The sequence below is a fragment of the Pseudomonas berkeleyensis genome, from assembly GCF_014109765.1.
Taxonomy (GTDB): Bacteria; Pseudomonadota; Gammaproteobacteria; order Pseudomonadales; family Pseudomonadaceae; genus Aquipseudomonas; species Aquipseudomonas berkeleyensis.
The window spans coordinates 3,575,430-3,601,067 of record NZ_CP059139.1 but is presented as its reverse complement, the minus strand read 5'-3'; the positions used below and the strand labels follow the sequence as shown (position 1 = coordinate 3,601,067).

The following is a 25,638-nucleotide window of genomic DNA, read 5'->3' as shown; positions in this document are numbered from 1 at the left end:
GGTGAAGGACAGGCGCTGAGATGCCACTAGTCCTGTCGCGCGTTCTCCGGCTCGTGTTCCGCCATGAAGCTGCGAATCGCCGCCGCGCAGGTTCGTGGTTGCGTTTGCAGAACGAAGTGCGGGCCTTCCAGGCGCACTTGGCGTAGATCGTTGCAGTAATCGGTCAGGCGCTTGGCGGTCTTCGCCGTGACCAGTCGATCCTGTTGCGGCCACAGGTGCAGCGCCGGCAAGGCGAGGTGTTGCTGCGGTGCGTGCAGTGTTGCCAGGCTGGCAAGGCGCGCGCGCACCAGTGACTGATCCAGCCGGCGGATTTCCCCTTGCACAAGCCTGAGTTCTGCGTCGCTGGCCTGGTGGCCGAGACACAGGGTGCGAAGTATCCAGGGACGTGTCGCCAGTGCCAGAGGTATGGGCAAGTGCCTGAGCAAGGCCAGAGGCGCGAAAGGGCTGGTCAGGAATGAGGCGGCGAAGACAAGGCCGCGCAAGCCTTCGGGGTTTCGCAATGCCAGGCAGTAGGCCAGCGGGCCGGAGAAGGATTCACCCAGCAGCATGAAGGGCGTGTGGCCCAGCTCATGGATCAGCCTGTCGGCCAGGCTGTCGTAATCCTGCGGCCCCTGCTCCGGCAGGGGGAGCACCTGACAGTCAATGCCCTGAAGCGCGTCGAGCAATGGCATGAAGAGGTGGCTGCTGCCGTTCAGACCGGGCAGCAGCACCAGGCGCATCAGACTTCCCCAGCCAGCTTGCGGTCGTACTGGAAACGCCAGCGGGTGTAGAGCAGCGCGCTGCAGAACAGGCCGAAGCTGATCACCGCTTCCAGCACGCCGAACAGCGCGCGCGCCGGGTCGATGGCGGCGAGCACGCCCTGGATGAAGTAGATATTGACCACGAAGCAGGCCCAGGCATGAGCGCGCGCGTTGCCCATCAACAAACCTGGGGCGAGCAGAATCAGCGGCAGCAACTGGATGGCCAATACCACCGAGATACGCGCGCCATGCAGGTCGGCGAACACCAGGTTCCACACCAGCACCAGGCCCAGCAGGGCGATGAAGCTGAACAGGCTCAGGGCGCGGCTGAGCTTCAGTCGCGGTTGCAGCCATTCGAGACTAGGCAATGTTTTTTTCGCTCGGGCCACGATCAGTGCTCCAGTTTGCCGGCGATTTTCGCCAGGCGTTGGCCGAGTGCGCGGCACAGGGCGGTTTCATGTTCGTCCAGTGCGCGTTTCCCGTCGCCGCCGGCATGGTGGCTGGGGCCGTAGGGGGTACCGCCGCCGCGGGTTTCGAGCAGTGCCGATTCGCTGTAGGGCAGGCCGCAGAGCAGCATGCCGTGGTGCAGCAGGGGCAGCATCATCGACAGCAGGGTGGTTTCCTGGCCGCCGTGCAGGCTGGCGGTGGAGGTGAACACACCAGCGGGCTTGCCCACCAGTTCACCGGTCAGCCACAGGTTGCTGGTGCCATCGAGGAAGTATTTCAGTGGTGCGGCCATGTTGCCAAAACGGGTCGGACTGCCCAGCGCGAGGCCCGAGCAGTTCTTCAGGTCATCCAGGGTGGCGTACATGGCGCCGTCATCCGGCACGCTCGGTGCGACGGCCTCGCATTCGCTGGACACCGCAGGCACCGTGCGCAGACGTGCCTCCAGACCGGCCATTTCGACGCCGCGGGCAATCTGTCTGGCCATCTGCGCGGTAGCGCCGTGGCGACTGTAGTAGAGCACCAGGATATAGGGTGTGCTCATGCCAGCAGCTCCAGCACTTTTTCCGGCGGGCGACCAATCACGGCTTTGTCGCCGGCAATCAGAATCGGGCGCTCGATCAGCTTGGGATGCGTGACCATGGCCTCGATCAGTTGCGCCTCGCTCAAGCTGGCGTCGCCCAGGCCCAGTTCCTTGTACTCATCTTCACCCGTACGCAGCAGGTCGCGGGCTGCAATGCCCAGCTTACCCAACAGGCTCTTGAGTTCGGCGGCGCTGGGTGGCGTCTCCAGATAGCGCACGACAACTGGCTGCAGCCCACGGGCTTCGAGCAGTTCCAGGGCCCCGCGGGATTTGGAGCAGCGCGGGTTGTGATAGAGGGTCAGGTCGGTCATGGTGGCTCGCATCCGGCTTGAAGTGGCGGCTATTCTAACCGCCTGATCCGTAGATGCACGCAAGCGGCTAATGCGACCTTTTCACGCGGCGCATTGTCTGAACGTTTTTGGGGCTAAGGAGAGGTCATGCGGGGGCGTTTGAAGGACTGGGTGGGGTTCTGGTTTAGCCTGTATCAGCGTTTCGTGGAGAACCGTGGTGCCGGCAACGCGGCGGCGCTGACCTACACCACGCTGTTCGCTGTCGTGCCGATGATGACCGTTACCTTCGCCATGCTTTCGGCGATCCCGGCATTCAAGGGCGTTGGCGAGGACATCCAGGGGTTCATCTTCCACAATTTCGTGCCGTCCACCGGCGAGACGGTGCAGGAGTATCTGCGCGAGTTCACTACCCAGGCGCGACAGCTGACCTGGTTTGGTGTGGGGCTGCTGGCCGTTACCGCCTTCCTCATGCTGGTGACCATCGAGAAGACCTTCAACGTGATCTGGCGGGTGCGTCAGCCGCGCCGCGGTATGTCCAGCTTCCTGCTTTACTGGGCGATTCTCAGCCTCGGGCCGCTGCTGCTCGGTGCGGGTTTCGCGGTGAGCACCTACATCGCTTCTCTGTCGCTGATTTCCGGGCCGGATGCAGTGGTCGGCGCCAAGACGCTGCTCTCTTTCGCACCGCTGTTATCCAGCATCGCGGCGTTCACCTTGTTGTACGCGGCAGTGCCCAACACCCGCGTGCCTTTGCCGCATGCTCTACTCGGCGGTTTGTTCAGCGCCATCCTGTTCGAGGTCGCCAAGGCGTTGTTCGGTCTTTATGTGCGGCTCTTTCCCGGCTATCACCTGATCTATGGCGCCTTCGCCACGGTGCCGTTGTTCCTGGTGTGGATCTACTTGTCCTGGCTGATCGTCTTGCTTGGCGCCGAAATGGTCTATGGCCTGTCGCAGCCCCGCCACTGGCGTCGCGAGCCCATCGCCAAGGCCTTGATCCTGCTGGTTGTGCTGCGTCTGTTGCTGAAGCGCCAACAGAAGGGTGAGGCGCTGCATTATGGCGACATGCAACGTGCTGGCTGGCGTTTGCCTGAGGATGAATGGAGTCAGGTGATGGACTTTCTTGAGCGCGAACACCTGGCCTGCAAAGCCAGTGGCGGCGGCTGGGTGTTGTGCCGTGACCTGCACAATTTCTCCCTGCACCAACTGCTCGAGTGCAGCCCATGGCCACTGCCGAGTCTGTCGCAGTTGCCAGCGCAACTCGACGAGCCCTGGTACCCGGCATTGCGCGAGGCGCTAGAGCGTTTGCAGGTCGAGAGAGAGGAGCAGTTCGGGGCCAGCCTTGCCGAATGGCTACCGGGCAAGCGGTGAGTCGGCCAGATCTCGAATGCCGGATATGTCCTGAGAGAGCTGATTGCTAATTGGAGTGACAAAAAACGTCATTTTACGGCGCTGACATTCTGCGATGTGGCCTTGGGCGGCAACCTGGCGTCAGAGAATGCGCTACACAGGGACTGGCACGCTTCTGGCAACGACAGAATCGGTTGCTATCGAACTGCCAGCAGGGCAGGGATCGCTAAGGAATGAAGCAGTAATGACGAGCGATAAACGAGTGATTCACCTTCATCGGCGAGACCCGCAGGAAGCGCTGACGCGGCTCAACCGTATCACCGGTTTGCGATTCGCGCGCTGGCCGGAATCGCTGCTCGACCATGTCGCTCCCGAGAACGTGCCGCAACCTGCCGATGAGACGGCTCAGCCGCCTTCGCCCTGCCCAGGCGTCTCCTCGGGCTGAAAGCAGAAACCTCTGCACTGCTCGGGTTTTGTTTTTCCGCGGCCGTTTCAGGCCAGTGCCTGGCGAGTCTCGCTGTTGGCCAGCTCGACGGCCTGAACGAAGAATTCCTCGACTACCAGACTTTGCGCCGGCACTGCCGAGCGCAGGCGCACCTGCATGTCTTCGATCCTCTGCCGCACGGGCATGCGAGCGATGCCCGAGAGCAGGATCTTGCCATGTGCATTGACCTTGCCGTGGTCGATATTGACCTCGCGGCGCTTGTCGCCGTCGCGGTAACTGACCAATAGCGATACCGGCAGATTGGCCAGCCCTGGCAGCTGTAACCAGGCGGCTACGTTGTATTCGGCTACGCGTCCTTCGTAGGGGGTGACCAACAGGCGAGCGGCGTCGACGATGCGCGAAGGCACGGAGCCGATCAGCTTGTCTTGCGCTTGGGACATGGTGGAATTCCAGGCAGGGTGAGACTTCAGGGCCAGGAATTATAAGCAGCCCCCAGCCAACGAAACTGTGCGCTCGGCAGACAGCTGGCGTGACTGGGGTCGCAGTTTCGCCCAGCCGAAGCTCGGCTGGGGAGGCGCGCAGTGGATCTCAGGCCAGGCGTAGTGGGTGACGCGTGACAGAGGGCGTCTCCAGGTTGCTCTCGGGCAGCGGCAGGATCGCCTGGTTGTGTACGCTGACCAGCTGCAGCCAGAGATTCTCGCCGGTGCTGAACTGGCCTTTGGGTAGCCACAGGCCGTGATGCCAGCCATTGCCCGGTGCCGGTGTGCTTTGCAGCACGCCCGGATGGGTTTGCGCGTTTGGCGCGCGCCGTAGCCAGACCGGACGCGGCAGGCCCTTGAGATAGCGCAGCCCCAGGTGCAGCCCCTCGCTGCCGAGATGACGCCAGCGCACCAGGGCGAGGGTCGGCGTGCTGTTGGTCAATAGCAGTACCAACTGCCCGACTTGCAGCAGGCCGCCTTCATTGGCATTGCACAGCAGTCTTGCGCCGCCGGGGCTGGCGTCGAGAATCTGGGTTTCGGTGCGTTGCGGCAGTTTGTCCAGCAATTGCGCGTGAATCGCCGACAGTCCAACGACCAGGCCGCATTGCCCGGTGAACTCGGCGCGTTCGTGGCGACGTTGTTGACGGCCCAGCCAGTGCTGGCGTACGCGTTCAAGGAGTTGGCGTTCCTGCGGGCTTTGCAGGGGCGCGGGCTCATGCAAGGCGATCAGCAGGGCGCCGAGTTCGAAGCGCCGCAGGTTGGCCGGTTCGCCTTCGATGTTCTGATCGAACGTCAGGCAGGCCTGGGATTCGCTGAGGTCGACCACCGGGCCTTCGCTGTCGTCTTCCTCGTCCCAGGCCTGCAAGCGTGCCAGGTCGGCGAGGGGCGCGAGGGCGCTGAACAGGGTCAGGCATTCGCCTTCGGCGAGATGGAAGGGGTTGCTCAGGGCCAGGAGCAGCATCTGCTGGTAGAGGCCGCGCAGCGTGCTTGCCGGTCTCGGCTGGAAGGCTGCCGCGACGGGTTCATCCAGGCATTGCTGGTGTTCGCCGATCCAGTACAGCAGGTGGCTGTCGCGCCACAGGTTCGCCGGGGGTTCCTGATACAGCTGGTAATGGCGTAGCAACTGTTGCGCGAGAAAATGCTGGGCCATGTACAGGCACCAGGCCAGGTGCGGCAGCGACGGCTGGCGGCCCTGGAGAATCTGCAGCAACAGCCGCTTGAAGCCGATCGCCAGTTCACCGCACAGGCGCACGAACAGGGTACTGGGTGCGTGGGCGCGATTGACCAGCGTGGCGTAGTGGCGGTATTCGTCACTGAAGTTTTGCAGCGCTCGCTGCCTTTCCAGTAAGGTCAGGCCACTGCGATTGAGCGTGAACAACAGGCCGAGCACTTGCTGCAGGCCGTTGTCGAGCTCCAGATGGCGTGCGCTGGCGAGCCGTTCGACGATTTCCGCCGGCGATACACTGCTGTCTTCGCGGATGTCCGGTACTTCCAGGCGCAGGGCATCCAGCGTCATATCAACCCCGAGTGGACGAGGATCGAATACATGGGCTTACGGCTCCGGATTGTCGGCAAGGCTGTCTTGGGTATCTGTGCCGCCTTGTTGCTGGCGGCATGTGCCGAGGATTTCGGCCCTGATCAGCATGGACGAAAGGTAACGGCTGACAGCCTGGATGGCCAGTGGCTAGTCATTAATTATTGGGCCGAATGGTGCGCGCCTTGTCGTACTGAAATTCCCGAGCTAAACGCCCTGGAAGAAGAGCTGCAGAAACACTCGGCTCGGGTGATCGGGGTGAACTTCGACGGATTGCAGGGCGAGGATCTCCAGCGTGCGGCGGATAGCTTCAAGATTCGCTTCATCGTTCTTGCGCAAGACCCAGCGGCGCGTTTCGAGCTGCCGCACAACGACGTGCTGCCGGTGACCTATATCGTCGATGACAAGGGCCGGATGCGCGAACGCCTGGTCGGTGAGCAGACTGCCGCTGGCGTGCTCGCCCACTTGCAACGCCTGCGCGGCGAATAGAGGCGTGTAGGGTGCGCCGTGCGCACCACGAATAACGTGGTGCCTGCTCGGTACGGGCCTCACGATCCCCTATGATCGGTGACACTTACCAGCCCGGTACCCCGCTCATATCGGGCAGATGGTGGGCGATGCCCTTGTGGCAGTCGATGCACGTGGCTTCGCCGCTGGCCAGCGCGCTGGAGTGCATCTGCCGGGCACGCGGACTCTGCTTGGTGAAGTCCATGTAGTCGAAGTTGTGGCAGTTGCGGCACTCCAGCGAGTCGTTGGCCTTGAGTCTGGCCCATTCGTGTTCGGCCAGCTCGCGGCGTTTCTCCAGAAACTTCTCGCGGGTGTTGATGGTGCCGAAGATCTTGCCCCAGACCTCTTTGGAGGCCTGCATCTTGCGCGCGATCTTGTCCGTCCACTGATGCGGCACATGGCAGTCGGGGCAGGTGGCGCGTACGCCGGAACGGTTGCTGTAGTGGATGGTGTCCTGCAATTCGACGAACACGTTGTCGCGCATCTCGTGGCAGGAAATGCAGAATTGCTCGGTGTTGGTCGCTTCCAGTGCGGTATTGAAGCCGCCCCAGAAGATGATCCCGGCAATGAAGCCGCCGAGGCTGAGAAAGCCCAGGCTGTAATGCACGCTCGGTCGGCGCAGGATGCCCCAGTAATCCTTGAGCAGGGCGAGTAATGACTTCATGAGGCCTCCTCAGGGCTTGTGAATAAATCTACTGCGCTCGGCATCTCGCATTCGGCTGTGCTCGATTTCAATACACTCCGCTTGCTGCGCGCAGGCGAAACGCGACCTGCGTTCGCTCGCGACGATTTCTTCATAAGCCTCCTCACGGCTTCGCTGCATCGGTTGCTTCATCGCTCAGCAACTGATCGATGTTGCGGAAGGTATTGCCCACCAGCGGTTTCACCTCCTGCTGGGTCACGTGGCACTGGGTGCAGAAGTAGCGCCGTGGTGACACCGCGGCCAGCGCCTGGCCGTCACGATCCATGTAGTGGGTGATGCTGATCATCGGTGCCTGGCTGCGTGCGCTGCCGGCACGGCTGTGACAGCTCAGGCACTTGTTGCCGTTGGCGTCGACCTGGTAGCCACGAATGCTGTGCGGGATGGTCGGTGGCTGTTCCGGGTAATTGCGTTCACGCTTGATGTCCTTGTTCTCTTCGTTACCGAGCGCGGGGGCCGGGAATTCCTGAGTGAGGGTGCCGCCGGGGCGGCGACCATCTGGTGCAGGGGCATCGAGGGGATAGTTCAGCTCGCTGGCAACGGCCATACCGAAGGCGCAGACGAGCAGCAGGGGCAGATAACGCAGGCTCATGACAGTGCTCCTCAGGCCAGGCTGATCAGTTCGATCTTCACCGCACACTTCTTGTAGTCGGTCTGCTTGGAGATCGGGTCGGTGGCGTCCAGAGTGACCTTGTTGATCAGCTTGTTGGCATCGAAGAACGGCACGAAAACCAGGCCGCGCGGCGGCTTGTTACGGCCACGGGTTTCGATACGTGCACGTATTTCGCCGCGCCGGCTGATCACCTTGACCTCGCTGCCACGCCGGGCCTTGAGCGCCTTGGCGTCATCCGGATGCATGTACACCAGGGCGTCGGGTATTGCGCGGTGCAGCTCCTCGACGCGTTGGGTCATGCTGCCGGTGTGCCAGTGCTCCAGTACCCGGCCGGTGCTGAGCCAGAACGGGTAATCATTGTCGGGTGCTTCGGCGGCTGGCTCGTAGGGCAGGGCGAAGATCAGCGCACGTTTGTCCGGGTAACCGTAGAACTGCACGCTACTGCCTTTTTCCACGTAGGGATCGAGGCCTTCGCGATAGCGCCAGCGGGTTTCCTGGCCATCCACCACCGGCCAGCGCAAGCCGCGTGCGGCGTGGTAGCTGTCGAAGGGGGCCAGGTCGTGGGCATGACCGCGGCCGAACTGGGCGTATTCCTCGAACAGGCCTTTCTGCAGATAAAAGCCGAAGGCCTTGGCTTCGTCGTTGGCATAGCCCGACTCGATCTGCTCGACCGGGAACTGGTCGACCTGGCCGTTGGCGAACAGCACCTGATACAGCGTCTTGCCCTTGTGTTGCGGCGACTTGGCCAGCAACTCGGCAGGCCAGACTTCATCGGTGGTGAAGCGCTTGGAAAATTCCACCAACTGCCACAGGTCGGACTTGGCCTCGCCTGGGGCATGCACCAGTTGGTGCCAGAACTGCGTGCGGCGCTCGGCGTTGCCGTAGGCACCTTCCTTTTCCACCCACATGGCACTGGGCAGGATCAGGTCGGCAGCCTGGGCGGAAACCGTCGGGTAAACGTCAGAGACGATGACGAATGCTCCCGGGTTGCGCCAGCCGGGCAGAACCTCCTGCATGATGTTGGGGCCGGCCTGCATGTTATTGCTGACCTGGGTCCAGTAGACCTTGAGCACGCCATCCTTGAGCTTGCGGCTCTGCTCGACGGCGTGGAAACCGGGTTTTTCCTGAATGGTGCCGTCCGGCAGTTTCCAGATCTTCTCGGCAGTGGCACGGTGTTTCGGGTTGGTCACCACCATGTCGGCGGGCAGACGATGGGAGAAGGTGCCGACTTCGCGCGCGGTGCCGCAGGCCGATGGTTGGCCGGTGAGCGAGAAAGGGCTGTTGCCCGGCTCGCTGATCTTGCCGGTCAGCAAATGGATGTTGTAGATCAGGTTGTTGGCCCAAACACCGCGGGTGTGCTGGTTGAAGCCCATGGTCCAGAACGACACCACCTTGCGTTTCGGGTCGGCGTACAGCTCGGCCAGCGCCTTGAGGCGCTCTGCCGGCACGCCCGATTCCTTGGCGGCGCGCTCCAGGGTGTAGGGTTTGACGAAGGCCGCGAACTCCTCGAACGACATGTCGCTCCAGGTATTGGCCTTGCTGGCGTTCTTGGCCTGCATTTCCAGCGGGTTGTCGGCGCGCAGGCCGTAACCGATGTCGTCAGCGCCTTTGGCGAACTTGGTGTGTTTGCTGACGAAGTCCTTGTTCACCGCGCCGGTTTCGATGATGTGGTTGGCGATGTAATTGAGGATCAGCAGGTCGGTCTGTGGCTTGAATACCATGGGAATGTCGGCCAGATCGAAGCTGCGGTGTTCGAAGGTCGACAGCACGGCGACCTTGACGTCCGGTTTGCTCAGGCGCCGGTCAGTGACCCGGCTCCACAGCACCGGATGCATCTCGGCCATGTTCGAGCCCCACAGCACGAAGCTGTCGGTGGCTTCGATGTCGTCGTAGCAGCCCATCGGCTCGTCCATGCCGAAGGTGCGCATGAAGCCCATCACCGCCGAGGCCATGCAGTGGCGCGCGTTGGGGTCGATGTTGTTGGAGCGGAAACCGGCCTTCATCAGCTTGTTGGCCGCGTAGCCTTCCCAGATCGTCCACTGGCCGGAGCCGAACATGCCGACAGCCTCGGGGCCGTGCTCACGCAACGCCTCCTTGGTCTTCTGCGCCATGATGTCGAAGGCCTGTTCCCAGCTAACCGGCTGGAACTCGCCCTGCTTGTCATACACGCCGTTCTTCATGCGCAGCAGTGGCTGGTTGAGGCGGTCGACGCCGTACATGATCTTCGACAGGAAGTAGCCCTTGACGCAGTTCAGGCCGCGATTGACCTCGGCCTTGACGTCGCCGTGGGTGGCGACCACGCGGTTGTCGCGGGTCGCCACCATCACGCTGCAGCCGGTGCCGCAGAAGCGACAGGGCGCCTTGTTCCAGTCCAGGCGGGTCATGTCCGCCTCGGTGATCAGGTTGCTGGCAGTACTGATGAAGGGCAGGCCGGCGGCGGCTGCAGCGATGGCAGCAGCGTTGGCTTTGGCAAAGTCACGGCGGGAAAGCTTCACTCTGGTTCTCCCTCTGGGGTGAGGAGTTCGTGGTAGACCAACGCAGCGTTGAGAACCCCCGGCAGGCTGTTGATCTGATCGATTCTGTCGAGGATGTGGCGCTCGTGTGTGGTTTCCAGAACCACCACCAGCTTGCCTTGAGGGCTCTCCTGATGAAGTTCCAGGCCATCGAGCTGGCGCAGGTTGGTTTTGACTGCATCGAGCAGTTCGGGGCGGATGTGAATCAGCAGGCTGGCTATATGCACGGTTTCTTCGGCCATCTTCCGTGGCTCCGTTGTTTCATGTGGGCGTCAGTGGGGCGGGCCGGGTGGCCCCAGGAGCATCTGCATGAACCAGATGAAGAATCCGTAGCCACCCACCAGGGCGATCGAGAGAAGGGGAAAGAGGCAGACCACGAGGAAAACGAACAGGCGGGTTTCCTTGCCTTTCGACGCGCGGTGTTCAGGCGTGTTGTCCATGCGCTTGGCTCCGTTTCGTTCAACGTTCAGGCTAGACCTTAGTTTTATTAAGGGCAAAGCGTGTTGAGGTGGGTCAGGGTTTGGGCCACTTGGAGGGTGGTATGACTCGGGAGATCGGTAGCGTGCTAATATTTATGCCGTTACCTGCTTCATGTCCCGTGAGTCCCGTCCCCGATGTCCGCTACCCATCTCACCCGTGGCAGTACCGCCTATCGGCGCGCCACCCTGGCGCTGTTCTGCGCCGGTTTCGCCACCTTCGCCATGCTCTATTGCGTGCAACCACTGCTACCGCTGTTGGCGGCGCATTTTCGCGTTTCCGCGGCCAGTAGCAGCCTGGCGCTATCTTTGACGACGCTGAGCCTGGCGCTGTGCCTGCTGGTATCCGGCGCGCTGGCGGAGAGCTGGGGGCGCAAGCCGGTGATGGCTGCGGCGCTGGGGCTGGCGGCGCTGCTGGGTATCGCCTGCGCTTTGGTGGAAGAGTGGGGCAGTCTGCTGATTCTGCGGGCGCTGCTCGGGCTGGCGTTGAGTGGGCTACCGGCATTGGCCATGGCCTATGTTGGCGAGGAGTTCGACCCCGAGTCGCTGCCGGCAGCCATGGGGCTGTATATCGGTGGCACGGCACTGGGCGGCTTGCTCGGCCGTCTGCTGGCGGGCCTGCTCAGCGACCTCGGTGGCTGGCCGTGGGCGTTGGGCGGTATCGCCGGGCTCGGTCTGCTGGCGCTTGGGCTGTTTCTCTGGCTGTTGCCGCCGTCACGCCATTTCACTGCTCAGCCACTGTCGCTGCGCGGGCTGCTGCGCAATTTCGCTTTGCACCTGGGTAACCCGCGTTTGCGGGTGTTGTTCGCCCTGGCTTTCCTGTTGATGGGCGGCTTCGTGGCCTTGTTCAACTATGTAGGGTTTCGCCTGGCCGGTGAGCCGTTCAATCTCTCGGCCACGGTGATCGGTCTGCTGTTCACCGTTTACCTGCTGGGTATCTTCAGCGCGGGTTGGGCTGGGCGCCTGGTGCCGCGCTTCGGGGCGCGGCAGGTTCTGCATGGCGGGATCGGCCTGATGCTGCTGGGGGTGGCGCTTTGCGCGACGCCCTGGCTGAGTGCGGCGGTGGTCGGGTTGGCATTGTTCACCCTGGGTTTCTTTGCCGCGCATGCGGTCGCCAGCGGCCAGGTCGGGGCTCATGCGCAAGGCGCCAAGGCACAGGCTTCGGCGCTTTATCTGTGCGCGTATTACCTGGGTTCCAGCCTGGTCGGCTATGTCGGTGGTTATGTCTGGGAGCACGCCGGTTGGTGGGCATTGCTCGTCGTTCTGGCGTCCTTGTTCATGCTCGCTGCGGCCCTGGTGCGACGTTTGTAGCTGTTTGCCGCTCGTTCAGTGCAGGTTCAAGGAGGGTTCAGCGGCGATTCAGTACTCTTCCGGCAGACTCGTTGTCGAGTTGATCACAACCGAAACGAGAGGAACGATTCGATGAAAATCACCCTGAACCGTATTGCATTCGCTACCTGCCTGGCCCTCGGCGCTACCGCTGCGCAGGCCAATGACAATTTCGTCGGCCTGACCTGGGGCCAGACCGACAACAACATCCAGAAGTCCAATGCGCTGAATGCCAACCTGGACAATCCCAAACTGGACAAGGTAATCAATGGCACCGGTACCTGGGGCGTGCGCGCTGGCCAGAAGACTGCCGATGGCCGTTATTACGCGACCTACGAGCATGTTTCCGACAGCAATAATGGCTACAAGCTGCGCCAGCAGAACCTGCTCGGCAGCTATGACATGTTCGTACCGCTGGGTGACAACAACACCAAGTTGTTCGGTGGTGTGACTGCTGGCCTGGTCAAGCTGGAGCAGAACAGCCGTGGCTTCTCGCGTGACAGCAACGTCGGCTACGCGGCAGGCCTGCAGGCCGGTATCCTGCAGGAACTGAACAGCAATACGTCGATCGAAGCCGGCTATCGTTATCTGCGTACCAATGCCAGCACAGAAATGGCGCCGCATGGCGAGGGCAAGGCCGGGTCGCTGGATCTGCACAGCACCTCGCAGCTCTATCTTGGTGCCAACTTCGCCTTCTGACGGAGGCTTCGTTTCACCTGGCCGGGCATCAGTCCGTGTGAAAACGTAGCGAGCGAAGGTCAGGCAAGGCGAGAACCGGCGAAGAGGCGCAGTTTACGAGTTGTAAATGAGCACTCTGAGCCGGTTTTTAACGCAGCATGGCCGAGCGCAGTAGTTTTCACGCCGACTGATTTGCTCGGCCTTCGTACAACTGAGAAAGGGAGAGTGTCATGAAATTGTTGGTGGTGGAGGATGAGGCGCTGCTGCGTCACCATCTGTTCACTCGCCTCAGTGAGAACGGGCATGTAGTGGACGCCGTGCGAACCGCCGAAGAGGCGCTGTATCGGGCCGAGTCGTTCAACCATGACCTGGCTCTGGTCGACCTCGGCCTGCCGGGCATGAGCGGCATCGATCTGATCCGTGAGCTGCGTAGCCAGGACAAGAACTTCCCGATCCTGATTCTCACCGCGCGGGGCAACTGGCAGGACAAGGTCGAAGGGCTTTCCTGCGGTGCTGACGATTACGTGGTCAAGCCGTTCCAGTTCGAAGAGCTGGAGGCGCGCCTGAATGCCTTGTTGCGGCGGTCTTCCGGGTTTACCAAGTCGACCATCGAGGCTGGCAATCTGGTGCTCGATCTCAATCGCAAGCAGGCGACCGTCGATGAGCAGTCGTTGCAACTCACCGCTTACGAATACCGAATTCTCGAATACCTCATGCTCCATCACCAGCAAGTGGTGGCCAAGGAGCGGCTGATGGAGCAGCTCTATCCGGGCGACGATGAGCGTGATCCCAATGTCATCGAGGTGCTGGTCGGCCGCCTGCGGCGCAAGCTGGAGACCGTGCTGAACGACAAACCGATCGAAACCGTGCGTGGCCAGGGCTACATGTTCAACGAGCGCTGCAAGTGAGTCGAGCGCGCGCCGTTCTGCGCAAGCTGCGGATTCGCCTCGGTTCACTGCGCTTGCGCCTGATGTTGGCCAGTGCAGCGCTGGCGATGCTGTTCATGTTGTTGCTGATGCCGGTGCTACAGGGCGTGTTTCTCATGGCCCTGGAGCAGACGGTGGAGAAACGTCTGGCCTCCGATGCAGCCGCGCTGATTTCGGCAGCGCGTATTCATGATGGCCAATTGAGCATGCCGGACAAGATGCCGGACGAGGAATTCGACAACCTCGATTCGCACTTGCTGGGCTTCATCTTCGACCGCGAGGGCAAGCTGATCTGGCGCTCGCGTTCCTCCATCGATGAACTGGTGCGTTACTTGCCGCGCTACGACGGCCGCGGCCACGAGTTCGTGCGCATCCGCGACGAGAATGGCCAGGAGTATTTCGTCTACGACATCGAGGTCGACCTGGTTCGCGGCGACGAGACGGCCCTGAGCATCGTCACCATGCAACCGACGCGCGAATACCAGACGCTGTTCGACGGTTTTGCCTGGCAATTGCGCCTGTGGTTGGGGATCGCGCTGCTGGTTCTGCTCGGCCTGCTCTGGTTCGGCCTGACCTGGGGTTTTCGCAGTCTGCGAGGGCTCAGCGACGAGCTCGATGGCGTGGAGGCGGGAACCCGCCAGCGCCTCAGTGATGATCACCCGCGTGAGCTGTTGCGCCTGACCAATTCGTTGAACCGCCTGCTCGACAGTGAACGTCGTCAGCGCGAGCGTTATCGCGATTCTCTGGAAGACCTCGCCCATAGCCTGAAGACGCCGCTCAGCGTGCTGCAGGGCATGGGGGAAACCCTGGCGGTGCAACCGGAGAACCGCGAACAGGCGCAACTGATGCAGGCGCAGATCGAGCGCATGAGCCAGCAGGTTGGCTATCAGCTGCAGCGTGCCAGCCTGCGTCGTAGCGGCCTGGTGCGCCACCGCGAGCGGGTGTGGCCGTTGCTCGATGGCCTGTGCCGGTCGTTGGACAAGGTCTACCGCGACAAGCGCGTGGAGGCGACGCTGGACGTGCCCGAGCATAGCCAGATCACCATGGAGCGCGGCGCGCTGATGGAACTGCTCGGCAACCTGCTGGAGAACGCCTACCGGCTATGCCTGCACCGGGTGCACATTCGCCTGGAGCCACTGGCAGGAGGCTGCCTGATCACCATCGAGGACGATGGTCCTGGCGTGCCGCCGGATCAACGCGCGCGCGTGTTGCAGCGCGGCGAACGCCTGGATGCGCAGAATCCGGGGCAGGGCATCGGCCTGGCGGTGGTCGAGGACATCGTCGAGAGCTACGACGGTGAACTGAGCCTGGAAGAGTCGGAGTTGGGCGGGGCGTGTTTCCGGGTGCGCTTGTACGATTGAGGGTGTAGGGTGCGCCGCGCGTACCGTCGCTTTCCACGGTGCGCCTAGCGCACCCTGCTGTCGTGCTCAGAGGTGCGTCGCGAAACGCTCCACGGCCTTGACCACGCGCTGCGCGCCATCCTGGATTTCTTCGATCACCTGACCGGCCTGGGCGGACAGTTCCAGGCCGAGTTCGGCCTGGCTCTTGCCGCGGTCGATGATCTCCACGGCACGTTCGGCGAGTTGCTGGTTCTGCCCGACCACGCTGGTGATTTCCACGGTGGCGGCGCTGGTGCGTGAGGCCAGTTGACGAACTTCGTCGGCGACCACGGCGAAACCGCGGCCCTGCTCGCCAGCACGCGCCGCCTCGATGGCCGCATTGAGTGCCAGTAGATTGGTCTGCTCGGCAATGCTGCTGATGTTCTTGACGATGGAACCGATCAGCTGGGACTGCTTGTCCAGCGCCTCGATGCCTTGCGCTGCTTCCTGCATGCGGTTGGCCAGTTCGCGCATGGCGTCGAGCATCTGCTGCACCACGGCGGCGCCGTTTCGTGCGCTGCTATCGGTGCCTTTGGACGTCTCGAAAGCGATGCCAGCGGCTTCGGCCACTTCCGCCTCGCGCATGACCTGGTCGGTGATCACGGTGGCGAACTTGACCACCTTGTACAGCCGGTTGTTGGCGTCGGTAATGGGGTTGTAGGAGGCTTCCAGCCAGACATCGCGGCCGAGGCTGTCCACGCGTTTAAAGCGGTCGACGACGAATTCGCCTCGGCGCAGCTTGTCCCAGAACGCCTTGTACTGCGGTGAGTTGGCTTCAGCCGGATCGCAGAAGATGTTGTGATGCTTGCCTTGAACTTGCGCCAGGGTGTAGCCCATCGAGTCGAGGAAGGGCTTGTTGGCGGTGAGCACCACGCCATCGAGGTTGAACTCGATCACGGCAGTGGAGCGCTGCAGCGCCTTGATCAGATTCTCATGCTCGCGCGAGGACTCGATGGTGCGAGTCAGGTCGCTGGCAAACAGCGAGAACTGTTTGATTCGCCCCTGGCTGTCGCGAATAGGCTGCAGGATCGAGCGCAACCACGCCTCTTCACCACTACCACGCTTGAGACGAATGACGCCAGCCAGATGCTCGCCACGCTCCAGTGCATGGCGAACACGATGGTGAAAGTCCAGGTTGCGCACGTGCTCGGGAATCATCTCCAGCAGGCTGCGGCCATGCAGTTGCTCGGCGCGGTAGAGCATTTCCTGCTCGAAGTTGCGGTTGACCGATTCGATACGACCCTGTGGATCCAGATACAGGGCGAGCATTTCCTCGTTCAGGCTTGAGCGTACCTGTTCGATGGACGCCAGTTCTTCACGCAGGACTTGCAGCTCTTGTTTCAGGCGGGTGGCGAACATCGTAGGGGCTCTCTGGATTAGGCGCTGGAGATATGTCGGCCTTGCCTGGCGATTGTTTAAGACAAAATCCCTTGGATGTCCGGGTAATTGTTTCGATCTATGGCAGCTTCGCTTTGGCCTTTCTCAGCCTTCCTGGGCTCGATAGGCGCCTGGCGTCAGCCCTGTCCATTTCTTGAAGGCGCGGTGGAAGGCCGAAGGTTCGGAGAAACCGAGCTGCTCGGCGATGTCCTGGATCGCCAGTTCGTCGCGGCCCAGGTGATAGATGGCCAGGTCGCGCCGCAGATGATCCTTGAGCTCCTGAAAGCTGGTGCCTTCTTCGCGCAAATGGCGCCGCAGCGTTTGCGGGCTGGTGTGCAGGTGTTGGGCGACGTGTTCCAGGTCGGCCCAGGTGCGACAGTCCCGGCCCAGCAGGCGGCGGATCTGACTGGTCAGGCTGTCGCCGCCATCCGGGCGTGCCAGCAGGTCGGCGGGGGAGTGCTGGAGAAACTGCTTGAGCGTACGTTCGTCCTGCAGCAGCGGCATGCTCAGGTAGCGGGCATGGAACAGCAGGCTGGTCTGTCCGGCGGAGAACCGCCGGCTGCAGGGGAACAACAGCTCGTACTCGGCGGCGTGCTCCGGTTCGGGGTAGGCGAAGGTGGCTTCTTCCAGGCGAATGCGCTGGCCGATCAGCCAACTGCCGAGGCGGTGCCAGATCACCAGCAGGCTTTCCACCAGGAAGTGATCCGGATCCCACAGGGTGCTGTCGTCGACGCTCAGCCGCGCCCAGTCGCCTTCGCGCTGCAGGCGGATCACCGGTGCGTCCGGGAACAGGCTGTAGAACAGCGCGCCGCGGCTCAGAGCCTTTTCTAGGCTGCGGCAGTGGATGATGGCGTGACCCATCATGGCGAAGGTGCCGCGTCGGCTCGGCTGGCGACCGAAGCCCAGGTATTCGTCATCCAGCGCTTCCCAGAGCAGCTGCATCAGCCGGGCGAACTGCTCGGGAGCGATGCGTGCGCGGGGTTCCTGAAGGATCGCCGGCTGGATGCCAGCACCGCGCAGAATGCCCTCGCAGGCCAGGTTCTGACGCTGGGCGCCGCGCAGGGCGGCGCGGACGAAATGGCTGGCGATGGTGCGTTCGCGCATGGGCAGGCCCGTCGAGGGTGGTCGCCGATGGTAGCCAGAGCAGCCTGCACCCAACAAGTCACTGGCATGACCCATGTGCGGATGGATATCCGCCAGGCCCTGGCATCTGGTCGTGCGGAAATCCGCCACAGATGAAATTATTGCTTGGCTATCTAAATATATAAGTCATTGTTTTTATTGGTATTTATATATTTTTTTGGAATGGCATGCGGCTTGCGATAAGGCGAGCAAGGCTGCGGCTCACGCGCCTCGACAATAAACCCCTCCAGATGGAGGGAACATGCTTACAAAAGGGCTACGCAGTATCGGAAGGATGCACTGCGTGGTCACTGAGGAACTGCCATGACGACCGACGTTATCCGTCAACCGTTCTACAAAATGCTCTACGTACAGGTTCTGGTCGCAATCACCATCGGCATCCTGCTCGGCCACTTCTACCCGGAAACCGGTGTAGCGCTGAAGCCGCTCGGCGATGGTTTCGTCAAGCTGATCAAGATGGTCATTGCCCCCATCATCTTCTGCACCGTGGTCAGCGGCATCGCGGGCATGCAGGACATGAAAGCGGTGGGTAAAACCGGTGGTTACGCACTGCTGTACTTCGAGATCGTCTCCACCGTCGCCCTGATCATCGGTCTGATCGTGGTCAACGTAGCGCAGCCAGGCGCTGGCATGCATATCGATCCGAGCACCCTGGACGCCAGCAAGATCGCCGCTTATGCCCAGGCGGGCGAGGCGCAGAGCACCATCGGCTTCCTGCTCAACGTGATCCCGTCCACCGTGGTCGGCGCCTTCGCCAATGGCGACATCCTGCAGGTGCTGTTCTTCTCGGTGCTCTTCGCCTTCGCCCTGCAGCGCATGGGTGATTTCGGCAAGCCGGTGCTGGAGTTCATCGACCGCATCGCCCATGTCATGTTCGGCATCATCAACATGATCATGAAGCTGGCGCCCATCGGTGCCTTCGGTGCCATGGCCTTCACCATCGGTCAGTACGGTGTCGGCTCGCTGGTGCAGCTCGGCCAGTTGATGATCTGCTTCTACATCACCTGCGTGTTCTTCGTCCTGGTGGTGCTCGGCGGTATCGCCCGTGCCCACGGTTTCAGCGTCGTACGCCTGATCCGTTACATCCGTGAAGAGCTGATGATCGTGCTCGGCACCTCGTCGTCCGAATCGGCACTGCCGCGCATGCTGACCAAGATGGAGAAGCTGGGCGCGAAGAAATCCGTAGTCGGCCTGGTGATCCCCACTGGCTACTCCTTCAACCTCGACGGTACGTCCATCTACCTGACCATGGCGGCGGTGTTCATCGCCCAGGCCACCGATACGCCGATGGACATCGGCCACCAGATCACCCTGCTGCTGGTGCTGCTGGTCGCGTCCAAAGGTGCTGCGGGCGTGACCGGTAGCGGTTTCATCGTCCTGGCCGCGACCCTGTCCGCTGTTGGCCACTTGCCGGTTGCCGGTCTGGCGCTGATCCTCGGTATCGACCGCTTCATGTCCGAAGCTCGCGCGCTGACCAACCTGATCGGCAACGGCGTGGCCACTATCGTGGTCGCCAAGTGGTGCAAGGAGCTGGACGAAGACACCCTGCAGCGCGAGCTGGCATCCGGTGGCAAGCCTGAGGTTGCCGCTGCTCCGGCCAATCGCGAACTGGTCTGACGTACTGCTCCTGCCACGCACAGGAGTCACCTTCTGCCCGCCTTCAAGGCGGGCTTTTTTTGGCCTGGCGTTACGTGACCGAATGGGTCAACCCGGCTGAGCGCATGGGTCATTGAGCAGGGCGAGGCGGCGCACCTAACCTTCGTGCAATAACAAGCAGCGGAGGAACCGCACCATGCAGCGCAACCATTTCGATACCGAGCACAACCTGTTTCGCGACGCGTTCGCCGCCTTCCTGAACAAGGAGGTGGTGCCGCATCAGGAGGCCTGGGAGGAGGCGGGTGTGGTGGATCGCAGCGTCTGGCGCAAGGCTGGCGAGATGGGGTTCCTGCTGCCCTGGGCGGATGAGGAATACGGCGGCTCCGGGCTCAAGGACTTTCGCTACGAACAGATCATGTGCGAGGAGTTGGCGCGCATCAACGAACCGGGATTCATGCTGCCGCTGCACTCGGCGTTGTGCGGCCCTTATATCGCCGAGTACGGCAATGCCGAGCAGAAGGCGCGCTTCATGCCGGGCATCATCAGTGGCGAGACCATTCTCGCCGTGGCCATGACCGAGCCTTCGGCCGGTTCCGACCTGGCCGGCATGCGCACCACCGCCGTGGACAAGGGCGATCACTGGTTGCTCAACGGCTCCAAGGTCTTCATCTCCAACGGCTACCTGGCCGATGTGGTGATCGTCGCAGCCAAGACCGACCCGGCCAACAAGCACGCCATGGGCCTATTCCTGGTGGAGCGCGGCATGCCCGGCTTCGAGCGCGGCAAGAAGCTGAAGAAGCTCGGCATGCACAGCCAGGACACCGCCGAGCTGTTCTTCAATGAGGTCAAGGTGCCCAAGGAAAACCTGCTGGGTGATGCCAAGGGCGGTTTCTTCTACCTGATGAACATGCTCGCCCAGGAACGCCTGACCAACGCCTGCGGCGCGGTGGCCGGGGCAGAGGCCGCGTTGCAGACCACCATCGAGTACGTGAAGGAGCGCCAGGCCTTTGGCCGGCCGGTTTCGCACTTCCAGAACACCCGCTTCAAGCTGGCGGAAATGCGTACGCAGATCGACGTGGCGCAGGTGTTCACCGACCGCTGCGTGGTGGATCACAACCAGAAGAAGCTCACCCCCGAGGTGGCGGCCGAGGCCAAGCTGTTCACCACCGAACTGCTCGGCAAGGTGGTGGACGAGGGTGTGCAACTGCACGGCGGCTGGGGCTACATGTGGGAGTACCCGATCTGCAAGATGTACGCGAACGCGCGTATCCAGCGCATCTTTGCCGGCACTTCGGAAATCATGAAGGAGATCATCAGCCGCGGGATGAAGCTGTAGGATCGTGCAGGCTTCATCCGTAGGGCGGGTGCAACCCGCCATCGGCGCTCTGGCGGGTTGCACCCGCTCTACGGGCAGCTACCTATAACAAAAACCAAGGTCAGCGCGATGAGTCAATCCCTGCAACTGCCTCTCGAACGCTTCAACCATTGGCTGCATCGGCAGCCCGATGCCATCTGGCTGCGCCAGCCTGTAGAGGGCGTCTGGCATGACTACAGCTGGCGTCAGGTCGACGACCAGGCGCGTCGGCTGGCCAGCGCGCTACAGGCGCTGGGCTGCGTACCGGGCGAACGCGTGGCCCTGTTGGCGAAGAACTGCGCCGAATGGTTCATCAGTGACCTGGCGATCCAGCATGCCGGGTTGATCAGTGTGCCGCTGTATCCGCTGCAGGCGCCGGAGCAGATCGCCTATGTGCTGGAGCACGCCGGTTGCAAGGTGATACTGGTGGGCAAGCTGGACGAGCCGGACAAACTGGCGACCGGTATCGCGCCGCATATCACCCGCATTGCCATGCCGTATCCGACCATGTCTGCCGAGCATCAATGGCAGGCCTTGCTGGCGGCGCATGAACCGCTGCCCGGCACGCATCTGCAGCATGGCGAGGATCTGCTGTCGATCCTCTACACCTCCGGTACCACGGGGCAGCCCAAGGGCGTCATGCTGTCAGCCCATGCCATGGCCTATTCCGCCGCGAATGCCACGGCGGAGATGAAGATGACGCCGCAGGATCAGTTCTTCTCCTACCTGCCGTTGTCGCATGCGGCCGAGCGCTTCCTGGTGGAATTCAACAGCCTCTATTGCGGCGCGTCGGTGGCCTTCGTCGAGTCGCTGGAGACGTTCGCCAGCGACTTGCGCCAGGTTCGTCCGACGGTCTTCTTCTCGGTGCCGCGGTTGTGGACGCGCTTCCAGCAGGGCGTGCTGGAAAAGCTGCCAGCACAGAAGCTCGAGCGTTTGCTGCGTATCCCGCTGCTGGGGCGTCTGGTGGCCCGCAAGGTGCGCGCAGGGCTCGGCCTGGATCGCGCACGCATTCTGGTATCCGGCGCCGCGGCGATTTCCACCGGTTTGCTGGCCTGGTATCAGCGCCTGGGCATGACCATCTGCGAGGGCTACGGGATGACCGAGCACTTCGCCTATGGTTGTTTCAACCGACCCGGGCAGGTGCGCTTCGGCACGGTCGGCCGACCGATGCCGCATTTGCAGCTGCGCATCGATGACAGTGGGGAAATTCTGCTGCGTAGCGAGACGCTGATGCAGGGCTATTACCGCGAGCCGGAAAAGACCGAGGAAACCCTCAAGGATGGCTGGCTGCACACCGGCGACCGGGGGCAGCTGGATGACGCGGGTTATCTGCGCATTACCGGACGGGTCAAGGACATCTTCAAGACCAGCAAGGGCAAGTACGTGGCGCCGGCGCCCATCGAAGGTGAAATCGCCAAGAGTCACTGGATCGAGCAGGTGTGCCTGATGGGCAGCAACCTGGATCAACCGGTGGCGCTGATCGAACTGTCGCCGGCCGCACGCCAGCAGCAGTGCCAATCGCTCGATCAGTCCCTGGCGGAGCATCTATCCGTGCTCAATCAGCAGTTGGCTCCGCATGAGCGGATCAGCCATTTCTATCTAGTAAACGAGCCCTGGACGGTGGATAACGGCTGCATGACGCCGACCATGAAGATTCGCCGCAATGTGCTGGAAGCACGCTATACCGAGGTTGTCGCCAGATTGCCTGGTGATGAAGTCATCGTCTGGGAAGACTGATCCGCAGGGCGGGGGAAATCCGCCACTGAACCATTGGGCGGCTCGCGCCGCATCGTCAGAATTGGAGTCACCATGTCCGGCCCGCTGTCATCGTTGAAAATTCTCGATTTCTCCACCTTGCTGCCGGGGCCGTTCGCTTCGTTGCTGCTGGCCGACATGGGTGCCGAGGTGTTGCGGGTGGAGTCGCCCACACGCATGGATCTGGTGCGCGTGTTGCCACCGCACGATGGGGGTACGTCCACCAGCCACGCCTACCTCAATCGCAACAAGCGCAGCATTGCCCTCGACCTCAAACGCCCCGAAGCGGTGGAAGTGGTCAAGCAACTGGTGAGCGAATACGACATCGTGCTGGAGCAGTTCCGCCCAGGCGTGATGGACAAGCTGGGCGTTGGCTATGAGGCACTGAAGGCGATCAATCCGCGGCTGATCTACGTCTCGATCACCGGTTACGGCCAGAGTGGGCCTTATCGCGACCGTGCTGGACACGACATCAACTACCTGGCGTTGGCCGGCATCGCCAGCTACACCGGCCGCCGCGACAGCGGGCCGCTGCCACTGGGCGTGCAACTGGCCGATCTGGCCGGTGGCTCGTTGCACGGTGTGATCGGCCTGCTTGCGGCCGTGGTGCAGCGCCAGGTAACCGGTCTGGGCCAGCAGGTCGATGTGAGCATGACCGACTGCGCCTTCAGCCTGCATGGCATGGCCGGGGCTGGCTTCCTTGGGGCCGGTGTACAGCCTGAGATGGAAAACCAGGCGCTCAATGGGGGCAGCTTCTACGACTACTACCGCACCCGCGACGGCCGCTGGTTCTCCGTTGGCAGTCTGGAGCCGCAGTTCATGCAGCAGTTCTGCGCCGCCATCGGCCGACCCGAGCTGGCCGCACGTGGCTTGTCGCAGAAGCCCGAGGATCAGCAAGCGCTCAAGCGCGAGATCGAAATCGAGTTCGAGAAACGCGACTTTTCCGAGTGGAGCCAGGTGTTCGCCGAGCTGGATGCCTGTGTCGAACCCATGCTGCCTCTGGCCGAAGCGGTCGAGCACCCGCAGATCAAGGCGCGTGGCCTGGTGGTGGAGGTGCCGCGCGAAGGATTGCCGGCGCAGTCGCAACTGGCCTGCCCGTTGAAGTTCTCCGAAGGTTTGCCGCCGCCCAGGCATGTGGGAACGGCAGTCGGCGCACACACCGAGCAGGTGCTGGCGGAGTTGGGGTATGACGCCGAGCGGATTGCCGCGTTGAGGGCGGCCAGGGCGCTGGGGTGAGCCGCAAGGTGCAGCGCGTGGCGATTGCCGGTGCGCGCGGCGCACCCTACGGGATTTCGAGGCTGGCGTAGCCGGTGTGCGCGCTTTCGATGCGGGTGTAGGGTGCGCTGTGCGCACCAATGCCTTATGGAGGGCCTACGGTCATTCCTGGCGGTGTTCACCAGTGAAGTGCAGCGTCACCTTGCAGCGTCGGCAATAGTAGCGACGCCCCTTGGCCACTAGGGCATGGCGCTGAGCGGAGAAGGGAAACTCGCCATCGGGGCAACTGCAGCGATAGATGAAACGGCTGACCTGGCGTCGCTCCACCTCGTAGCTGTGGCAGCGATGTGGCGGCAGTTCGTACACGCCACGCATGATCAGTTGCCACTCTTCGCCATGCGGCTGAATGCGTGGGCCGAACAGTTGGTGGGCGATCATGTGGGCCACTTCATGAGGCACCGTCTGACGCAGGAAGTCTTCGTGATTGTCCCGGTACAGCTGCAGGTTGAAGCGCAGCTTGTTTTCCGTCAGGTGCGCGACGCCAGCTTTCTGCCCACGCAACTTGAAGCTGACTTCGGGGCGGGTAAAGCGTTGCTTGAAGAAGGCTTCGGCCTGTTGGTAGCAGGCTTCGACACGGGCGTGAATCTGTTCGGGCATGGTGGGGCGCAGGTGCAGGCTGACGGCGAATTATGCCGCAAGCCGGCAGCCAGCGCAGGTATCACTCGTCGCCAGGTGCCTGCATTCGCTCCTCCTGCGTGCCGCGACTCTGATCCTGCTGCACGGTGCGCTGATAGTCCGGCTCCAGGGTATACGTCCAGAACAGGATCATGTTGACCAGGATGGTCACGATGACCAGCAGCCCCACGCCAAGCATCGAGGAGGCGTAGAGAAAGCCCTGCTGGTTGTCGATGCGCATGAAGCGCGGCAGCCCGACGTACATCAGGTACGCGGCATGGGCGCAGGCGAGCAGCAGCACGCCGATCGCCAGCCAGCGCGTGGGGTAGAGCGCTGCGATACCGGCCAGAAAAAAGGGCGTGCAGGTGTAGGCGATGAAGCCGATGCACTGGTTGAAGGTGGGCCTGGCTTCGAAGGTACGCGACATGTAGCGCAGGAAGTAGCCCATGATGATCACGCCAATCAGGGTGGCCAGGTAGAGCAACACACTCAGTTGCAGTGCGCTTATCGCTTCCAGGCGGATGCGCTCCTCGTCGACCAGGCTCCAACCGACCCAGTGAGTGCCGATGAACAGGCAGACTGCCGGCAGCAGGCTCCAGAACAGTAGGTAGGGCAGGTAGCTGGCGCTGTTGCGTTCCTCGTCCTGGCGAATGGCCGTCCAGGCCTGGTCGGGGTGAGTGAGGACGGTGAGAGGGTTCATGAACATAAGGAGATTCCATCCGTTGACTGCTTCTAAAGTTGGGGCAGTCATAACGCCGGGTGGTTCAACCCAAATCTTTTCCCCGCAATGACAAGGCCGCCCGAAGGCGGCCTGTCGTTCTCTGAGTGTACGTTCGATTCAACTGGTGTAGACCGGGCCGACGCCCATGCCCCAGAGAATGACCGAGCTGGCGATCATGGCCACCAGCACCACAAGGCCTACTGCAAGCACCGAGCTGGAGAACATGAAGCCCTCGTCTTCTGGGATGTTCATGAACGTCGGGATGCCGACATAGAGCAGGTACACCGTGTAACAGATGGCGACCGTGCCGACGACCATGCCTAGCCACAGGTGCGGGTAGAGCGCCGCGAGGCCGGCGATGAACAGCGGAGTAGCGGTATAGGCCGCGAACACGATGCATTGGGTCAGGCTTGGGTTGGCGTCGTATGTGCGCGCCATCCAGTGGATAAAGGCGCCCATCACGGCCACGCCGGCAAGCATCGCCAGATAGGACATGATGGTCATCACCATCGCACTGCCTTCGGTCAGCATTACCGGGGCTCGGTCACCGATGGCCCAGCCTACCTGGGTGGTGCCGATGTAGGCCGAGATTGCGGGAATTGCCGCAAGGATCAGCACATGAGTGAGGTACATGTGGCTGATGGATTCCTCCTCGCCACGGATTTCTTGCCATTCTTGGTCGGGATGGGTGAAGAGCCCCCAAACGTGGTGGATCATGTCAGACACCTCCTTTTTCTTATTACGGTCGCCCCCCAGCGGAAGACCGGTGCGCATGCAGCGTTACCGGGTGCCAGACCGAATCTATGCGACCTTATGTCGCAG

Annotated in this window: 26 protein-coding genes and 2 pseudogenes; 11 read left to right on the top strand and 17 right to left on the bottom strand. The window is 62.2% G+C overall.

Annotated elements, in window-relative coordinates:
• Window positions 1–26 precede the first annotated feature (26 nt).
• The 4 genes from HS968_RS16675 to arsC are packed head-to-tail and all read right to left on the bottom strand — an operon-like array spanning window position 27 to window position 2,078.
• On the bottom strand, window positions 27–719 hold the full coding sequence (locus HS968_RS16675) for an alpha/beta fold hydrolase (protein ID WP_182367291.1): 693 nt from the start codon (window positions 717–719) through the stop codon (window positions 27–29).
• Entirely contained in the window at window positions 719–1,129 is a 411-nt protein-coding gene (locus tag HS968_RS16670) for a DUF2069 domain-containing protein (RefSeq protein WP_182367289.1), read from the bottom strand. The genes HS968_RS16675 and HS968_RS16670 overlap by 1 nt, the downstream gene beginning before the upstream one ends.
• 2 nt (window positions 1,130–1,131) lie before the next feature.
• Entirely contained in the window at window positions 1,132–1,728 is a 597-nt protein-coding gene (gene wrbA / locus HS968_RS16665; protein WP_119692769.1) for an NAD(P)H:quinone oxidoreductase, read from the bottom strand.
• Window positions 1,725–2,078, bottom strand: a complete 354-nt coding sequence (arsC, locus tag HS968_RS16660) for an arsenate reductase (glutaredoxin) (RefSeq protein ID WP_182367287.1) — start codon at window positions 2,076–2,078, stop codon at window positions 1,725–1,727. The genes wrbA and arsC overlap by 4 nt, the downstream gene beginning before the upstream one ends.
• Before the next feature lie 126 nt (window positions 2,079–2,204).
• Between arsC and HS968_RS16655 the strand changes: the two genes are divergently transcribed.
• Both HS968_RS16655 and HS968_RS16650 read left to right on the top strand, forming a co-directional pair.
• Window positions 2,205–3,422, top strand: a complete 1,218-nt coding sequence (locus HS968_RS16655) for a YihY family inner membrane protein (protein WP_182367285.1) — start codon at window positions 2,205–2,207, stop codon at window positions 3,420–3,422.
• A gap of 223 nt (window positions 3,423–3,645) precedes the next feature.
• Entirely contained in the window at window positions 3,646–3,846 is a 201-nt protein-coding gene (locus HS968_RS16650; RefSeq protein ID WP_182367284.1) for a hypothetical protein, read from the top strand.
• A 47-nt stretch (window positions 3,847–3,893) separates the two neighbouring features.
• Here HS968_RS16650 and HS968_RS16645 read toward each other — a convergent pair whose 3' ends face one another.
• The gene (locus tag HS968_RS16645) at window positions 3,894–4,286 is read right to left on the bottom strand and encodes a hypothetical protein (protein WP_182367283.1); all 393 of its coding nucleotides are present in this window, start codon (window positions 4,284–4,286) and stop codon (window positions 3,894–3,896) included.
• Between the two features lie 148 nt (window positions 4,287–4,434).
• Window positions 4,435–5,841, bottom strand: coding sequence for a PilZ domain-containing protein (locus HS968_RS16640; RefSeq protein WP_182367282.1), 1,407 nt, complete (start codon window positions 5,839–5,841; stop codon window positions 4,435–4,437).
• A 30-nt stretch (window positions 5,842–5,871) separates the two neighbouring features.
• Here HS968_RS16640 and HS968_RS16635 point away from each other — a divergent pair, with 30 nt between their 5' ends.
• Window positions 5,872–6,348: a TlpA disulfide reductase family protein gene (locus HS968_RS16635; RefSeq protein WP_182367281.1), complete on the top strand. Its 477-nt coding sequence runs from the start codon at window positions 5,872–5,874 to the stop codon at window positions 6,346–6,348.
• An 85-nt stretch (window positions 6,349–6,433) separates the two neighbouring features.
• Here HS968_RS16635 and HS968_RS16630 read toward each other — a convergent pair whose 3' ends face one another.
• The 5 genes from HS968_RS16630 to HS968_RS16610 all read right to left on the bottom strand — a co-directional run bounded on the left by HS968_RS16630 (window position 6,434) and on the right by HS968_RS16610 (window position 10,632).
• Window positions 6,434–7,030, bottom strand: coding sequence for a cytochrome c3 family protein (locus HS968_RS16630; RefSeq protein ID WP_119692764.1), 597 nt, complete (start codon window positions 7,028–7,030; stop codon window positions 6,434–6,436).
• 142 nt (window positions 7,031–7,172) lie between these two features.
• Window positions 7,173–7,658: a nitrate reductase cytochrome c-type subunit gene (locus tag HS968_RS16625; RefSeq protein WP_182367279.1), complete on the bottom strand. Its 486-nt coding sequence runs from the start codon at window positions 7,656–7,658 to the stop codon at window positions 7,173–7,175.
• Between the two features lie 11 nt (window positions 7,659–7,669).
• Window positions 7,670–10,174, bottom strand: coding sequence for a nitrate reductase catalytic subunit NapA (gene napA / locus HS968_RS16620; protein ID WP_182367277.1), 2,505 nt, complete (start codon window positions 10,172–10,174; stop codon window positions 7,670–7,672).
• On the bottom strand, window positions 10,171–10,434 hold the full coding sequence (locus tag HS968_RS16615) for a chaperone NapD (protein ID WP_182367275.1): 264 nt from the start codon (window positions 10,432–10,434) through the stop codon (window positions 10,171–10,173). Before HS968_RS16615 ends, napA begins: the two co-directional genes overlap by 4 nt.
• 30 nt (window positions 10,435–10,464) lie before the next feature.
• Window positions 10,465–10,632 (bottom strand): periplasmic nitrate reductase, NapE protein, encoded by a 168-nt coding sequence (locus HS968_RS16610; RefSeq protein ID WP_182367273.1) that lies wholly within the window; start codon window positions 10,630–10,632, stop codon window positions 10,465–10,467.
• 174 nt (window positions 10,633–10,806) lie between these two features.
• Here HS968_RS16610 and HS968_RS16605 point away from each other — a divergent pair, with 174 nt between their 5' ends.
• The 4 genes from HS968_RS16605 to HS968_RS16590 all read left to right on the top strand — a co-directional run bounded on the left by HS968_RS16605 (window position 10,807) and on the right by HS968_RS16590 (window position 14,962).
• On the top strand, window positions 10,807–11,979 hold the full coding sequence (locus HS968_RS16605) for an MFS transporter (protein ID WP_119692759.1): 1,173 nt from the start codon (window positions 10,807–10,809) through the stop codon (window positions 11,977–11,979).
• Between the two features lie 111 nt (window positions 11,980–12,090).
• On the top strand, window positions 12,091–12,696 hold the full coding sequence (locus HS968_RS16600; protein WP_238338849.1) for a porin family protein: 606 nt from the start codon (window positions 12,091–12,093) through the stop codon (window positions 12,694–12,696).
• A gap of 209 nt (window positions 12,697–12,905) precedes the next feature.
• On the top strand, window positions 12,906–13,583 hold the full coding sequence (locus HS968_RS16595) for a response regulator transcription factor (protein WP_119692758.1): 678 nt from the start codon (window positions 12,906–12,908) through the stop codon (window positions 13,581–13,583).
• Window positions 13,580–14,962, top strand: coding sequence for an ATP-binding protein (locus HS968_RS16590; protein ID WP_179621968.1), 1,383 nt, complete (start codon window positions 13,580–13,582; stop codon window positions 14,960–14,962). Before HS968_RS16595 ends, HS968_RS16590 begins: the two co-directional genes overlap by 4 nt.
• A gap of 66 nt (window positions 14,963–15,028) precedes the next feature.
• Here HS968_RS16590 and HS968_RS26780 read toward each other — a convergent pair.
• The 3 genes and pseudogenes from HS968_RS26780 to HS968_RS16580 form a co-directional block, all read right to left on the bottom strand.
• Window positions 15,029–15,457, bottom strand: a pseudogene (locus tag HS968_RS26780) (methyl-accepting chemotaxis protein); the annotation flags it as partial.
• A 153-nt stretch (window positions 15,458–15,610) separates the two neighbouring features.
• A pseudogene (locus tag HS968_RS26775) lies at window positions 15,611–16,249 on the bottom strand (PAS domain-containing protein); the annotation flags it as partial.
• A 213-nt stretch (window positions 16,250–16,462) separates the two neighbouring features.
• Window positions 16,463–17,461 carry an AraC family transcriptional regulator gene (locus HS968_RS16580; protein ID WP_179621966.1) on the bottom strand — a complete coding sequence of 333 codons (999 nt, stop codon included), beginning with the start codon at window positions 17,459–17,461 and terminating at the stop codon, window positions 16,463–16,465.
• A gap of 342 nt (window positions 17,462–17,803) precedes the next feature.
• On the opposite strand from HS968_RS16580, the gene HS968_RS16575 reads away from it, so the two are divergent.
• From HS968_RS16575 to HS968_RS16560, 4 genes are all read left to right on the top strand, one after another.
• A complete protein-coding gene (locus HS968_RS16575; RefSeq protein WP_182367268.1) occupies window positions 17,804–19,117 on the top strand; it encodes a dicarboxylate/amino acid:cation symporter in 1,314 nt (437 codons plus the stop codon).
• Between the two features lie 175 nt (window positions 19,118–19,292).
• On the top strand, window positions 19,293–20,432 hold the full coding sequence (locus HS968_RS16570) for an acyl-CoA dehydrogenase family protein (RefSeq protein ID WP_182367266.1): 1,140 nt from the start codon (window positions 19,293–19,295) through the stop codon (window positions 20,430–20,432).
• A 108-nt stretch (window positions 20,433–20,540) separates the two neighbouring features.
• Window positions 20,541–22,187: an AMP-binding protein gene (locus HS968_RS16565; RefSeq protein WP_182367263.1), complete on the top strand. Its 1,647-nt coding sequence runs from the start codon at window positions 20,541–20,543 to the stop codon at window positions 22,185–22,187.
• 72 nt (window positions 22,188–22,259) lie between these two features.
• Window positions 22,260–23,441, top strand: coding sequence for a CaiB/BaiF CoA transferase family protein (locus tag HS968_RS16560; RefSeq protein WP_182367261.1), 1,182 nt, complete (start codon window positions 22,260–22,262; stop codon window positions 23,439–23,441).
• 141 nt (window positions 23,442–23,582) lie between these two features.
• Here HS968_RS16560 and HS968_RS16555 read toward each other — a convergent pair whose 3' ends face one another.
• From HS968_RS16555 to HS968_RS16545, 3 genes are all read right to left on the bottom strand, one after another.
• A complete protein-coding gene (locus tag HS968_RS16555) occupies window positions 23,583–24,077 on the bottom strand; it encodes a SprT family zinc-dependent metalloprotease (RefSeq protein WP_106736272.1) in 495 nt (164 codons plus the stop codon).
• A gap of 61 nt (window positions 24,078–24,138) precedes the next feature.
• Window positions 24,139–24,801 carry a Yip1 family protein gene (locus HS968_RS16550; RefSeq protein WP_182367260.1) on the bottom strand — a complete coding sequence of 221 codons (663 nt, stop codon included), beginning with the start codon at window positions 24,799–24,801 and terminating at the stop codon, window positions 24,139–24,141.
• A gap of 132 nt (window positions 24,802–24,933) precedes the next feature.
• The gene (locus HS968_RS16545) at window positions 24,934–25,533 is read right to left on the bottom strand and encodes a Yip1 family protein (protein WP_182367258.1); all 600 of its coding nucleotides are present in this window, start codon (window positions 25,531–25,533) and stop codon (window positions 24,934–24,936) included.
• Window positions 25,534–25,638: the final 105 nt, after the last annotated feature.